General features: G+C 70.4%; 12 protein-coding genes. 4 read left to right on the forward strand and 8 right to left on the reverse strand.

The genetic code is table 11. From position 1 onward, the window contains the following. The first annotated feature begins 93 nt into the window (after positions 1-93). Positions 94-1,485, forward strand: coding sequence for a cytosine permease (locus tag ACFYPA_RS08065; protein ID WP_359077564.1), 1,392 nt, complete (start codon positions 94-96; stop codon positions 1,483-1,485). Positions 1,486-1,541: 56 nt separating this feature from the next. Beyond that, on the forward strand, positions 1,542-2,507 hold the full coding sequence (locus ACFYPA_RS08070; RefSeq protein WP_359077563.1) for an LLM class flavin-dependent oxidoreductase: 966 nt from the start codon (positions 1,542-1,544) through the stop codon (positions 2,505-2,507). A 103-nt stretch (positions 2,508-2,610) separates the two neighbouring features. On the opposite strand, the gene ACFYPA_RS08075 is transcribed toward ACFYPA_RS08070, so the two are convergent. The 4 genes from ACFYPA_RS08075 to ACFYPA_RS08090 all read right to left on the reverse strand — a co-directional run bounded on the left by ACFYPA_RS08075 (position 2,611) and on the right by ACFYPA_RS08090 (position 9,298). Then, positions 2,611-4,029, reverse strand: a complete 1,419-nt coding sequence (locus tag ACFYPA_RS08075) for a sugar porter family MFS transporter (protein WP_359077562.1) — start codon at positions 4,027-4,029, stop codon at positions 2,611-2,613. A 209-nt stretch (positions 4,030-4,238) separates the two neighbouring features. Beyond that, positions 4,239-7,985, reverse strand: coding sequence for an AAA family ATPase (locus ACFYPA_RS08080; protein ID WP_359077560.1), 3,747 nt, complete (start codon positions 7,983-7,985; stop codon positions 4,239-4,241). Between the two features lie 379 nt (positions 7,986-8,364). Further along, positions 8,365-8,577, reverse strand: a complete 213-nt coding sequence (locus ACFYPA_RS08085; RefSeq protein WP_018551753.1) for a hypothetical protein — start codon at positions 8,575-8,577, stop codon at positions 8,365-8,367. 439 nt (positions 8,578-9,016) lie between these two features. Continuing rightward, on the reverse strand, positions 9,017-9,298 hold the full coding sequence (locus ACFYPA_RS08090; protein WP_026242487.1) for an acylphosphatase: 282 nt from the start codon (positions 9,296-9,298) through the stop codon (positions 9,017-9,019). A 143-nt stretch (positions 9,299-9,441) separates the two neighbouring features. On the opposite strand from ACFYPA_RS08090, the gene ACFYPA_RS08095 reads away from it, so the two are divergent. Then, positions 9,442-10,452, forward strand: coding sequence for a CAP domain-containing protein (locus ACFYPA_RS08095; RefSeq protein WP_359077558.1), 1,011 nt, complete (start codon positions 9,442-9,444; stop codon positions 10,450-10,452). 129 nt (positions 10,453-10,581) lie between these two features. Next, positions 10,582-11,001 (forward strand): helix-turn-helix domain-containing protein, encoded by a 420-nt coding sequence (locus ACFYPA_RS08100; RefSeq protein WP_359077557.1) that lies wholly within the window; start codon positions 10,582-10,584, stop codon positions 10,999-11,001. 5 nt (positions 11,002-11,006) lie between these two features. Here ACFYPA_RS08100 and mutM read toward each other — a convergent pair whose 3' ends face one another. From mutM to ACFYPA_RS08120, 4 genes are all read right to left on the reverse strand, one after another. Beyond that, on the reverse strand, positions 11,007-11,861 hold the full coding sequence (mutM, locus tag ACFYPA_RS08105; RefSeq protein ID WP_359077555.1) for a bifunctional DNA-formamidopyrimidine glycosylase/DNA-(apurinic or apyrimidinic site) lyase: 855 nt from the start codon (positions 11,859-11,861) through the stop codon (positions 11,007-11,009). Positions 11,862-11,946: 85 nt separating this feature from the next. After that, positions 11,947-12,768 carry a ribonuclease III gene (gene rnc / locus ACFYPA_RS08110; RefSeq protein WP_359077553.1) on the reverse strand — a complete coding sequence of 274 codons (822 nt, stop codon included), beginning with the start codon at positions 12,766-12,768 and terminating at the stop codon, positions 11,947-11,949. A gap of 19 nt (positions 12,769-12,787) precedes the next feature. Then, positions 12,788-12,961: a 50S ribosomal protein L32 gene (gene rpmF / locus ACFYPA_RS08115; protein ID WP_003965982.1), complete on the reverse strand. Its 174-nt coding sequence runs from the start codon at positions 12,959-12,961 to the stop codon at positions 12,788-12,790. A 2-nt stretch (positions 12,962-12,963) separates the two neighbouring features. Further along, positions 12,964-13,572: a DUF177 domain-containing protein gene (locus ACFYPA_RS08120; protein WP_359077821.1), complete on the reverse strand. Its 609-nt coding sequence runs from the start codon at positions 13,570-13,572 to the stop codon at positions 12,964-12,966. Positions 13,573-13,712 lie beyond the last annotated feature (140 nt).

Below are 13,712 nucleotides of genomic sequence, written 5' to 3' on the forward strand. Positions count from 1 at the left end.
CGTACGGCGGCAAGCGAGGGATGCGCGGTCCCGCACGAGGTCGAGCATCCGGTGAGTTATGCCCCGTATGCCGGTAAAGGTACGATCCTGGCCGTGGAGACCCGTGGGCTGGACCCCGTGCCCGACCGTGAGCGGACCGCCCGGGTCAGGGCACTCTTCCCCACCTGGGCGGCCGCCAACATGACCGTGCTGCTGCTCACCATCGGGGCGGGTCTCGTCGTCCTCGACGGGCTGAGTCTCTGGCAGGTGCTGGTCGTCGCGGTCGCGGCGCCGGCCCTCTCGTTCGGCCTGGTCGGCCTGATCTCGGTGGCGGGGCGCAGTGGCGGCGCCCCCGGCATGGCGCTCTCGCGGGCGGTCTTCGGGCCGCGGGGCAATCTGGCACCCGGCGCGCTGATCTGGATGGCCCGCTGGGGGTGGGAGACGGTGAACGCGGTCACCGGTACGTACGCCCTGCTGGCCGTGCTCGGCCTGCTCTTCGGCGTCCGGAGCACCTCGACGCTGATCATGGTGACCCTGCTCGCGTTCGTGGCGAGCAGCTTCCTGCTGTCGGGGCTGGGCATCCGGGCGCTGCGGCTGTGCTGCGCCTGGTCCGCGTACCTCTTCGGCGGGTTCAGCGTCCTGGTCCTGGTGCACCTGGCGGGGGCGACGGCCTGGCCGGCGGTACTGGACCGGCCGGCCGGTCCGACGTCGGCCATGATCGCGGGGATCGGCACCCTGGCGGCCGGCGGCATCAGCTGGGCGCCCACGGGGCCGGACTTCACCCGCTATCTGCCGCGCACCGCGTCGGGGCGGGCCATGGTCGCGGCAACCATGGGCGGCGCCGGAATCGTGTTCCTGCCCCTGGTCCTGATGGGGGCGGTGATGGCGGTCGGCACGCCGGAGCTCGCCGTCACCCGCGATCCGGTCTCGTTCATCGGGGTGCTGCTGCCCGACTGGATCTCGGTTCCGTATCTGGTCGTCGCCGTGCTCGGCATGGTGCTGATCAACGCCATGTCGATGTATTCGGCCGGATTCACCGCGCAGACCCTGGGATTCACGGTCCCGCGCGCCTGGGCCGTCGGGGTGAATGCCGCGATCAGCCTGTTCCTGGGGGGCCTGCTGATGCTGGTGGCGAGCAGTTTCGTCGATTCGTTCGTCTCCTTCCTGAATCTGCTCGCCGTGACGTTCTCCGCATGGATCGGCGTCTTCGGCGTGGACCAGCTGAGGGGGCGCGCGTACGACCGGGTGGCGCTGATGGACACCACACCCACCAGTGCCTACTGGTACACGGGTGGTGTCGCGTGGACCGCGGTGGCGTCCTGGGCGGCGGGGCTGGTGGTGGGACTGCTGTTCACCGGCGTGGGGTGGTTCACCGGCCCGCTCGCGACGACCTGGACCGGGCGCAACGGGCTCGGCTGGGCGGCCACGATCATCGTCGCGGGCGGGCTGTACGCGGTGCTGCCGCGGCCCGCCGCACGGCGTCGGACCACACCCCTACACTTCTGACGCTGCGTCAGTTAAGGTCCGGCCCCCGCCCGTACAGGACCCAGGGGGAGAGCGTCATGGCCTTCACAGTCGTCCGGTTCAACCTCGTCGATCCCGATGCCACCCCGGGGCCCCTCTCGGCCCGTTACCGTGCGGCGCTGGACATGGCCGCGTACGCCGACGAGCACGGCGTCGACACGGTGCAGACCGAGGAGCACCACGGGGCCGCCAACTCGTGGCTGCCGTCCCCCTTCATCCTCGCCGGGGCCGTGTTCGGGGCCACCCGCCGGATCGCGGTCACGGTCTCCGCGGTCATCGGACCGTTGCACGACCCGTTGCGGCTGGCCGAGGACATCGCGGTGCTGGACCTGCTGAGTGCGGGCCGGCTGGTCACGGTCGCGGGGATCGGCTACCGGCCCGAGGAGTACGAGCGGGCGGGCGTCGAGTGGGGCAGGCGCGGCCGGCTCCAGGACGAGGTGCTGGAGACGCTGCTGCGGGCGTGGACCGGGGAGCCGTTCGAGTTCCGCGGCCGCACGGTCACGGTCACTCCCCGGCCGTACACCCGCCCCCACCCGCTGCTGCTGGTGGGCGGCAGCTCGCGGGCGGCGGCGCGGCGGGCGGCTCGGCTGGGGCTGCCGCTGTTCCCGAGCGCGCATCTGCCGGAGCTGGAGGCGTACTACGACGAGCGGCGCGCGGAGCACGGCACGGAGGGGTTCTGCATGATGCCCGCGGCCGAGACGCCGTTGCTGCACGTGTCCGAGGACCCGGACCGGACGTGGGCGCGGTACGGGGAGCACTTCCTCCACGAGGCCCGTACGTACGCCTCCTGGCAGTCCAAGGACATCCGCTCGGCCGTCCGCTCGGCGGCGACGACGGTGGCGGAGCTCCGGGACGAGGGCGTCTACCGGGTCGTCACACCGCAGGCGTGCGCGGCGCTCGCCGGGGAGCTGGACAGCCTGGTGCTGCACCCGCTCTGCGGCGGCATGCCGGTCGAGGAGGGGTGGCGCAGTCTGCGGCTGTTCTGCGGGGCGATCGGAGGGTGAGGTGCGCGTACGGCCCCGGTTCGCGGGTGCGAGCCGGGGCCGTACGGATGTCGAGGAGGAGGCAGCGGGGACGCGTGTCCTTCTCCCGCGCCCGCGAGAGGCCCTAGCCCATCTCCTCCAGCGCCTTGCCCTTGGTCTCCTTGACGAACTTGATGACGAAGGGGATCGAGAGCGTGGCGAAGCAGGCGTAGATGATGTACGTGCCCGACAGGTTCCAGTCGGCGAGGCTCGGGAAGCTCGCGGTGATCGCCCAGTTGGCGATCCACTGCGCGGAGGCGGCGACGCCGAGTGCGGCGGCGCGGATCCGGTTCGGGAACATCTCACCGAGGAAGACCCAGACCACGACGCCCCACGAGAGGGCGAAGAAGAGCACGAAGACGTGCGCGGCGACGAGTGCGACCACGCCCTGGGTGTTGGGGAGTTTGCCGTCGACCAGGTCGGCGGAGAAGGCCCACGCCTCGAAGGCGAGGGCGATGGCCATGCCGCAGGAGCCGACGAGGGCCAGCGGGCGGCGGCCCACCCGGTCCACCAGGACCATCGCGATCACCGTACCGATGATGTTGATGATCGACGTCGTGAACGAGTAGAAGAAGGAGTCGGTCGGGTCGATGCCGACCGACTGCCACAGGGTCGCGGAGTAGTAGAACGCCACGTTGATGCCGACCAGTTGCTGGAACACCGACAGGCCGATACCGACCCAGACGATGGGCAGGAAGCCGAAGCGGCTGCCGAGCAGGTCCTTGAAGCTCGACTTGTGCTCGCGGTGCATCGCGGTCTCGATCTCGGTGACCCGGGCGTCGAGGTCGATGTTCTTGCCCTCGACCTCTTCGAGGATCTTCCGGGCGCGGTCCTTCTTGCCGACGGAGATCAGGAAGCGCGGCGACTCGGGGATCGCGAACGAGAGGAGCCCGTAGAGAATCGCGGGCACGACCATCACGCCGAGCATCCACTGCCAGGCTTCCAGCCCGCCGATCTTGCCGCGCTGGTCGCCGTCGGCGATCTGCAGGATGCCGTAGTTGACCAGCTGGGAGATGGCGATGCCGATGACGATCGCCGCCTGCTGGAAGGAGCCGAGCCGCCCCCGGTAGGCGGGCGGGGAGACCTCGGCGATGTACGCCGGGCCGATGACCGACGCCATGCCGATGGCGAAGCCACCGATGATGCGCCACATCGCCAGGTCCCAGAGCGCGAAGGGAAGCGCGGAGCCGACGGCGCTGATGGTGAAGAGCACCGAGGCGATCTGCATGCAGCGGATGCGGCCGATGCGGTCGGCGATCCGGCCCGCCGTGGCGGCGCCGATCGCGCAGCCGATCAGGGCGATGGCGATGACCTGGGCGAGCGTGCCGGAGCCGATGTCGTACCGGCTGCGGATCGCTTCGACCGCGCCGTTGATCACGGAGCTGTCATAGCCGAAGAGGAAGCCACCCATAGCGGCCGCGGCGGTGATGAAGATGACATGGCCGATGTGGTCCGGATGGGCCGTCTTGGCTCCGGACGCTGGTCCCTGCGGTGTGCTGGTCACATGAACTCCTGGGGCCTGGCCGCAACGTCAGGCGTGGGGGGTGAGCTCCTCCAGTGGCGCATAACTTCAGCCCTGCCACCACTTGAAGGCAAAATCGACGTTGCAGAGACTATGCGTTCAACTTATGAAGTAAACATCGGGGTCAGGGCTGACGTGTACCCAGGCGTGTGCGCATATGCATGTTGGAGTCTTGAAGATTGAGTAAAAGCTCAGCGCAGCCGCTGGCTGATCACCTTGGAGACGCCGTCGCCCTGCATCGAGACGCCGTACAGCGCGTCGGCGACCTCCATCGTCCGCTTCTGGTGCGTGATCACGATGAGCTGGGAACTCTCCTGGAGCTCCTCCATGATCCGGATCAGCCGCTGCAGGTTGGTGTCGTCGAGCGCCGCCTCGACCTCGTCCATCACGTAGAACGGGCTCGGCCGGGCCTTGAAGATCGAGACCAGCAACGCCACCGCCGTCAGGGACCTTTCCCCGCCCGACAGCAGGGAAAGCCGCTTGACCTTCTTGCCCGGCGGCCTCGCCTCGACGTCCACGCCGGTCGCCAGCATGTTGCCCGGATCGGTCAGGATGAGCCGCCCCTCACCGCCCGGGAAGAGGCGCGAGAAGACCCCCTCGAACTCTCTGGCCGTGTCCCGGTACGCCTCCGTGAAGACCTGCTCGACCCGCTCGTCGACCTCCTTGATGACCTGCATCAGATCGGCCCGGGTCTTCTTCAGGTCCTCCAGCTGCTCGGAGAGGAACTTGTGCCGCTCCTCCAGTGCCGAGAACTCCTCAAGGGCGAGCGGATTCACCTTCCCGAGTTGCTGATACGCCCGTTCGGCCGACTTCAGCCGCTTCTCCTGCTCGGCCCGGACGAACGGCTTCGGCTGGTTGCGCGGGTGCTCCGGGTCCTGTGGCAACTCCTCCCCCTCGGCCGCGGGGGACGGCGGGACCAGCTGGTCGGGTCCGTACTCCGCCGCCAGACCGGCCGGCTCCACACCCAGCTCCTCCAGGGCCCTCGCCTCCAGCTGCTCTATCCGCAGCCGCTTCTCGGCACCGAGCACCTCCCCCCGGTGGACCGAGTCCGTCAGCTTGTCGAGCTCGCCCTTGAGCTCGCGGTCCCGGTGGCGCTCGGCCGCCAGCTCCCGCTCCCGCTCGGCCTTCGACGCCTCGGCGGCAGCCCGCTCCTCCGCCGCCCGCACCACGGACACCTCGACGTGGGCGAGCAGCTGCCGGGCGCCGGACGCGACGGCCGAGGCCACGGCGGCCTCGTGACGCAGCCGGGCGCGGCGCTGCTCGACGCGGGCGCGCGCCTCGCGTTCGGCGCGGGCGCCCCGGTCCAGGGAGTCGGCGCGTCCGGCGAGGGCCTTGACCCGTTCCTCGTGGGTACGGACCTGGAGCCGGGCCTCCATCTCGGTCTGGCGGGCGTTGGCACCGTCGGCGGCCAGCCGGTCGCGCACAGCGGTGTCCGGCTCCTCGTCCGCGCCGTCCTGTGCCGCCTCCTCGGCCACCAGCAGCCGTTCGGCCAGCTCCTCGGCCTCCTGGGTCGCCCGCTCCAGGGCGTCCTGGGCCCGGGCGGCGGACGCGGTCATCCGCTCGGCCTCACCGGCCGCCCCGCGCGCCTGCCCGGCCAGCCGGCCGAGGTCCTGGGCCACCCCGGACTTCTCCCGCTCCGCCGTCCGGCGGCGCTCCCCCAACTCCTCGACGAGCGCCGCGCAGTCGCCGCGCCGCCGGGCCGCGTTCCGCTGCGTCCCGGCCAGCTCCGCGCACCGCACGGCCAGCTCGGCGAGCTCCGCCGCCGCTTCGTCCACGGACGCCTGGACTTCCAGGAGGCTGGGCGCTCCCGCCGAGCCGCCGTGCGCGAAGTGCGCCGAGAGCACGTCGCCCTCGCCGGTCACCGCCGTCAGCTCCGGGCGGGCGGCGACCATGTCCTCGGCGTCCTCCAGCGTGGGGACGACCACCATGTCCCGTACGAGCCTGCGGACCGCGGCCATCAGTTCGGCGGGGCCGCTGACGAGATCGGCGACGGCTGGGGCGACCCGGCTGCCGGGGGGAACCAGGGCGGTCAGCTGTGCGTCCGCGTCGGCTTCCGCCCCGGTCGCGGTCCCGGCTCGGGCCGGTCCGCCGGGGATGAGGGGTTCGGCCGTCCCCGGCGCACGGGGTGCGTCCCCGGGCGCCGTTCCCTGCCCGGGGACATGGGCGGCACCGGCCGGCGCCGCGGGAGCCGCCTCGGTGCCCTGTCCGGGTACGTGGGGAGCGCCGCCGAGCAGCAGGGACGCGCGTCCCGCGTCCTGCTTGCGCAGCAGCCGGATCGCCTCCGCGGCGGTGGCCGGGTCCGTCGCCGCCACCGCGTCCGCGGCCACGCCCAGCGCCGCCGCCACCGCGATCTCGTGTCCCGGGGCCACCGTGAGCAGTTCCGCGGCCGGTCCGAGCAGTCCCGCCAGCCGGTCCCGGGCGCCGAGCAGCACACCGGTGCCGTCCTTCCGGCGCAGCCCGAGGGCCAGTGCGTCGTGGCGGGCCGCGACCGCCGCGCGCTCGCGTTCGGCGGTGGTGAGGGCTTCCCTGGCGGCGGAGAGCCCGCCCTCCGCCTCCTTCAGTTCGCTCCGGGCGGCCTCGTGGCGCTCGGCGAGCTCCGTGTCCCCGGCGTCCAGGCCGTCGACCTCGGCCTTCAGCTGCTCGTACTCCTCCTGGGCCCGGGCCGCCCGCTCCCTCGCCTCGTCGCGCGAGGCGGCCAGCCGGTCGATCTCCGACTGCGCCGAACCGGCCCGGCTGCGGGCGGCGTTGACCTGACCGCTGAGCCGGGCGAGCCCTTCGCGGCGGTCAGCGAGCGCGCGGGCCGCGTCCTTGAGCCTGCGCTCCTCGGCGGCCAGGTCCCGTTCCAGTTCGGCGCGGTGGGACGCGGTGTCCTCCAGCGCGTGCTCGGCCGCCTCCAGGGCTGCGGTCAGTTCCGCCTCCTGTTCGCGGATCCGGGCCGCCTCGCGCTCCATGTCCTCGGGGTCGCGTCCGCGTCGTTCCTCGTCGGGCGGCGCGGTGGCGCTCTTCACGCGGGCGTCGGCGAGCGAGACGGTGCCGCGTACGCGTTCGGCCAGTTGCGACAGTTCGTACCAGGTCTGCTGGGCGCGCTGGAGCCGGGGCGTCAGCCGCCGCACTTCCGCCTCCAGTTCGGCCTCGCGTGCCAGGGCCGCCTTCAGTTCCGTCTCGGCCGCTTCGCGGCGCTGCTTCAGCTCCGCCTCGTCGGCGATCTCGCTGCGCAGCGCGGTGTGCAGCCGCACCAGGTCGTCGGCGAGGAGACGCAGCCGGGCGTCGCGCAGATCGGCCTGGATGACGGCGGCCCGGCGGGCCACCGCCGCCTGCCGGCCGAGCGGTTTCAGCTGCCGCCGCAGTTCGTCGGTGAGGTCCTGCACGCGGGCCAGGTTCGCCCCCATCGCGTCCAGCTTCCGCAGCGCCTTCTCCTTGCGCTTGCGGTGCTTGAGGACGCCCGCGGCCTCCTCGATGAAGGCGCGGCGCCCCATCGGGTCCGCGTGGAGTACGGAATCCAGCTGGCCCTGCCCGACGATGACGTGCATCTCGCGGCCGATACCGGAGTCCGAGAGGAGTTCCTGGATGTCCAGCAGCCGGCAGGTGTCGCCATTGATCTGGTATTCGCTGCCGCCGTTGCGGAACATGATCCGGGTGATCGTCACTTCGGCGTACTCGATGGGCAGTGCGCCGTCGGAATTGTCGATGGTCAGCGATACCTCCGCCCGGCCGAGCGGAGGCCGCCCGGTGGTACCGGCGAAGATCACGTCTTCCATCTTGCCGCCGCGCAGGGATTTGGCCCCCTGCTCCCCCATGACCCAGGAGAGCGCGTCCACCACATTGGACTTGCCCGACCCATTGGGGCCGACCACACAGGTGATCCCGGGTTCGAACCGCAGGGTGGTGGCGGACGCGAATGATTTGAAACCACGCAGGGTCAGGGCCTTGAGATGCACGCCGCCGGACTCTACCTTTCGCTCTCGGTTTCGCTGATGAAGGTGCAGGGCACATCAGACGGTAAGGGAAGGGGTGTACGTCCGGGGGCGGGACGGGCGCGGTCCGGAGGGGAAAAGAAAGAAGGGACGCCGAAGCGTCCCCTGCAAATCTTGTGGCGTGGTGCGTGATCTCATACCGAGACCCGGTGTCCCGAGATCTCGTGCGGTGTCGAGTCGTCGGATCCGCCGCCTCCGGGTGAAGGCGTGCGTGCCCGGATCAGTGACGAGGCTCGGGAAGAAGCAGACCAAGAGCGATTGATCTTCAATGATCCGGTGACGATCCGACGATGGTCCTGTGCGGCTGACGCGTGCAGCCCGACCGGCCCCTGGGGGCCATGGGTCAGGTCAGCGCCGGCTCCGCCTGAGGTACGTCGATGTCGATGCTGTCGAGCAGCGACTCTTGGTGCTGGGCGGCGGCGTTGAGCGCGTCGTTCTCGTCCTGAATCCGTACGAGCTCGGATTCAAGATCCTGGACGCGCTGCTGAAGCCGTCGCATCTCGGCGAGGAGTCGCGGATCGGAACCGCCGACGTAACCGAGAAGCGCCTTTGCCATGATGGATGGTCCTCCACACTGAGTGACCGACCGATGCGGTGTGGGTCGTGAGGGAATCGCACCCGCGGTGCTCGGCAGTGCTCTGTGTTCACTGCTGTTCTGCTGCCAAACAGCTCTGCCGAACAGCTAAGGTGCGCGGGGATTTCAGCGTCTCACCAAAAAGTTTGACGGTCAACACGATCACACCCTGTAGAGGCGGGCGTCCCGGGGGTGCGCGGCTTGACGATCATGCGGCGCGACTCTCCAGCGGGGCCCTCAGGGGCAGGGAGATCATCCCTACTGCCGCAGCCTGGCACGGCAACCGAATCTTGGCAACCACCGGGTCATTCCGCAGGTCATTTCATGTGTACGCAGGAACGCGCCCTTCGCCGTCACCCCCCGCCGCGTATCGAACACGGCCCGAACACGGGCCGTGTTCCTCCCCTGTGCGGGCACCGTGTCAGCGGATCGCGAATCCCTCATATCCACCTCGCGGCGTGTCCCAGATCTCAGTGACTCCGTCAACGCGGCCGGGTGTGTCGTCCGAGCGCAGCCAATCCAGCAGACGGTGGCAATTCTCACGCCGCCCTTCCGCCACAACCTGCACTCTGCCGTCGTCGAGATTGAGGGCGAATCCGGTGAGGCCACCGATCTCCAAAGCGTTTGCCCTGGTGAACCAACGGAACCCTACTTGCTGTACTCGACCGCGTACCCAGGCGGTGAGGCGCACATCTTCGTTCATGCCCGAACGCTAACCGGGCAATTGCTCGCGGAGCACTTCTCGCCGATAAGCCATGGCGTACAGTCCCCTCGCAATAGCTCACTCGATCGGGTGAGTCAGGGTGCGCCGACAACGGCGTCCAGATCGTCAGAAGGGCACAGCAGATGGGACGCCATCGACGCTCCGCCGCAGCTCCCGCCGCTGAATCGCACGCGGAGGGAAACGCAGGCCAGAACCCGGGTGCGCGCCGCAAGAAGCGGGTGGGCATGCCCGTGCGCACGGGTCTGCTCGGCCTCTCCGCGGCCCTCGCCGTCGGCGGCGTGGCCGTGGCCTCCGGCTTGCTGCCCGGGGGTGACAACTACAACGTGAGCGGCGGCCCGGCCGCCGACCATGTGCGCTCCGACGGCGCCCCCGACCTGCTCACGCAGGGCGGCTCCACGACCGCGCCGGCCGACCGCGGATCCGCGCCGGCCACCGCCGGCCGGGGCACCGAGCGCGCCAAGGCGCCCACGAAGTCCGCTTCTCCCGAGGCCGGGACGCCCTCCGCGTCCCCCTCCAGGACGTCCGAGCCCACGAAGACCAAGGCGGCGGCCGCCAAGGAGCAGGCTCGGCGCACCGCCGCCGCGAAGGCATCCGCCTCCGCGAAGGCCCCCACCGCCTCGAAGACGGCCCCGGCCGCACGAACGACGAAGAGCTCGGCACCGGCCTCCGCGTCGAGCCCGGCCAGGACGGCCAAGCCGACGACCAAGCCTTCGGCCTCCGCGCCGGCCGCCGGGAAGACCACCGCACCGGCCGTCGCCACCTCGGCCCAGGCCGCCGTGCTCGCCCTGGTCAACCAGGAGCGGGCCACGGTCGGCTGCAGTCCGGTGACCGCGAGTTCCTCGCTGGCCTCGCTCGCCCAGAACTTCAGCGACGACATGGCGTCCCGCGGGTTCTTCGACCACACCGACCCCGACGGGAAGTCTCCCTGGGACCGCGCCTCCGCGGCCGGCGTCTCGGGTCTCGGCGGTGAGAACATCGCCCGCGGCCAGGCCGACGCCGCGGCCGTGATGGAGGCCTGGATGAACAGCGAGGGCCACCGCGCGAACATTCTCAACTGCGACTACAAGACGCTCGGCGTCGGTGTCCACTTCGGCTCCGGCGGCCCCTGGTGGACGCAGGACTTCGGCTTCTGAGGCTGCCGGGCCCCCTTGGGCCCGCACCTCCTCCCGTACCACCGCCCGCTCCGACCTCGTACGCCCCACCGCTCACCCACGGAATGCGCAATCCCGTGGAAAGCGCTGTGCGGGCGTACGCTGGTTTTCATGGACGAGACCGGCGCCGGCACAGCGGACGGGGGCTGCCCGGACGGCGGACTCCCCTTCGACGTCTTCTCCCGGCAGTGCCCCTCGCGCGGAACCCTGGAACACGTCACCGGCCGCTGGGGCAGTCTCACGCTCGGCGCGCTGTACGAGGGCAGCCTCCGCTTCAACGCACTGCGGCGCCGGGTCGACGGGGTGAGCGAGAAGATGCTCTCCCAGACACTGCACGCGCTGGAACGTGACGGGCTGGTGCACCGCGAGGCCCGGCCGACCAATCCGCCCCGCGTCGACTACGAGCTCACCCCCCTGGGGCGGCAGGTCGCCGGACAGCTCCTCACCCTGATCCAGCTCGTCGAGGGCCGGATGTCCGAGGTCCTGGACGCGCGTGGACGGTACGACGAGGCCCACGCGGACCCGCGCTGAAGGTCTTACGCGCGCGGCGGGCGCTGGCAGCGGGGGCAGAAGTAGCTGGACCGGTTCATCCAGGCGCGTCGCCGCATCGGCGTACCGCAGCGGTGGCAGGGCTCGTCCTCGCGGCCGTAGGCATCGAGCGAGCGGTCGAAGTAGCCGGACTCGCCGTTCACGTTCACGTAGAGGCTGTCGAAGCTCGTGCCGCCCTGTGCCAGTGCCGCGTTCATCACGTCGCGGACGTGGCCGAGAAGCTCGGCCGACTTGGGCCGGGTCAGGGTCGCCGTCGGCCGGTCGTAATGCAGCCTGGCGCGCCAGAGCGCCTCGTCCGCGTAGATGTTGCCGACGCCGCTGATCAGTGACTGGTCGAGCAGTGCCCGTTTGACCGTCGTGCGGCGCAGGCGCAGCGCGGTGTGGAACGCGGCGTCGTCGAAGGCCGGGTCCAGTGGGTCGCGGGCGATGTGGGCGATGGTGTCGGGCAGTCCCTCGGCGGTGTTCTCGTGGAGGGAGAGTCCTCCGAAGGTGCGCTGGTCGACGAAGCGCAGCTCGGTGCCGACGGCGTCGTCGAAACAGATCCTGATCCGCAGGTGTTTCTCGTCCGGTGCGCCTGTGGGCTGGACGAGAAGCTGGCCGCTCATGCCCAGGTGCCCGAGGAGCGAGGTGGCCGCGTCGTCGAGCGGCACCCACAGGTACTTGCCGCGGCGCATGGCCGTGCCCAGGCGGACCCCGCCGAGCCGGGCCGCGAAGTCCGCACCTCCCGCGAGGTGCCGGCGCACCGCGCGCGGGTGCAGGACCTCGACCTCTCCGACCGTACGGCCGGCGACCCAGCGCTCCAGACCGCGCCGGACGACTTCGACCTCGGGCAGCTCGGGCACGGTGTCGCTCCTGAATCAGTGGGCGGATCTTGGTCGCGGACAGAGAGAACCCCCCGGTGCACTGGGCACCGGGGGGTTCTCGGGGTCAGGCAGGAGCAACGTCCGTGGACGCCGGGTCGGCAGGGGTGTCGGCGGCCCCTCCGTCGGCAGCGGACTTCTCCGCTGTCTCCCGTGCTTCCGCGGCGGCGCTGATCTCACGCCAGGCGGACTCTGCCGCCTGCTGCTCCGCTTCCTTCTTGCTACGGCCGGTGCCGGTGCCGTACGAGACACCACCGACGCGAGCAGCAGCAGTAAAGGTCTTCTCGTGGTCCGGGCCGGTCTCCGTGACGAGGTACTCGGGGACTCCGAGGCTCTCGCTCGCGGTGAGCTCCTGGAGACTGGTCTTCCAGTCCAGGCCGGCACCGAGGTTCGAGGACCTGTCGATCAACGGGTCGAAGAGCCGGTGAACCAGCTCCGAGGCCACGTCGAGGCCCTGATCGAGATAGACCGCACCGATCACCGCTTCCAGGGTGTCGGCGAGGATGGACGCCTTGTCCCGGCCACCCGTGCCCTCTTCACCGCGGCCGAGCCGGATGAAGGAGCCGAGTTCGAGGCCGCGGCCCACTTCCGCAAGCGCACGCGAGTTGACCACCGCGGCCCGCAATTTGGCCAGCTGGCCTTCAGGCAGGTCGGGGTGAGTGCGGTACAGCGTGTCCGTGACCACCAGGCCGAGCACCGAATCCCCGAGGAATTCGAGCCGCTCGTTGGTGGGCAGACCGCCGTTCTCGTACGCGTACGAACGATGGGTCAGCGCACGCACCAGAAGGGCGGACTCGAGGTGGTACCCGAGCCGCCCTTCCAGAAGCGTGTGGGACGAGGCTGTGTTGACGTTGTCTGCCTGCTTCTTGGCGTGGGACAACTCAGACATCGGGCCTCTCACCAGCCGCTCAGACCTCGAGGACCTGGCGCTTGTTGTACGTGCCGCAGCTGGGGCACGCGATGTGCTGCAGCTTCGGCTCCTGGCAACGCTCGCACGAAACCAGGGTGGGGACCGCAGCCTTCCACTGCGACCGGCGGTGGCGCGTGTTGCTGCGCGACATCTTCCGCTTCGGAACAGCCACGGCTACTTCTCCTGCTTCTCGTCGACGCCGGGTTCGGCGCCGCCCATGTTGTCCTTCTCGCCGTCCTGAACGGTCTCGGCGAGTCCTTGCAATGCCGCCCAACGAGCATCGACGACATCGTGGTGGTGGCCCGGATTCTCGTCCAGCCTGATTCCGCATTCGGAACACAGACCGGCACAGGTCTCCTTGCACACCGGCTGCATCGGCAGTGCGAGCACCACCGCATCACGCAGCACCGACTCGAGGTCGAACAGGCCGTCCTCGAGGAAGTACCTGTCCTCGTCGTCCTCGGCGTCGTCGACCGGGTCCGCGGTCTTGCTGCGGTTCCGGTCATCGGCGTCAGGGTACGAGAACATTTCCTGGAAGTCCGCCTCGACCTCAAGGCTCAGCGGCTCCAGACACCTTACGCACTCCCCCTCGGCGGATGCACGGGCGGTGCCTGTGACGAGCACACCTTCCATGACCGATTCGAGGCGGACGTCCAGCTCCACGGGTGCGCCCTCCGGCACACCGATGACCCCGTCGATACCGAGGTCCTTGGGAGCGTCCGCCGAGCGGGTCAGCCGCTTGAGGGCACCGGGACGCCGACCCAGCTCGTGCGTATCGAACACGAGGGGGTTTCGGTGGTCGAGGTGGCCGTTCAGGGCTTCTCCTGCTTTCGAAATCGTGCGCATCACGCGTGGTGGGGGTGGGCCGACCGGTTCGGAGTCGAAGCGGGCAGCCGGGATCGCGGACATACGCGCGACCGAAG

The sequence above is a fragment of the Streptomyces sp. NPDC005775 genome, assembly GCF_042871565.1.
In the GTDB taxonomy this organism is placed as follows: Bacteria; Actinomycetota; Actinomycetes; order Streptomycetales; family Streptomycetaceae; genus Streptomyces.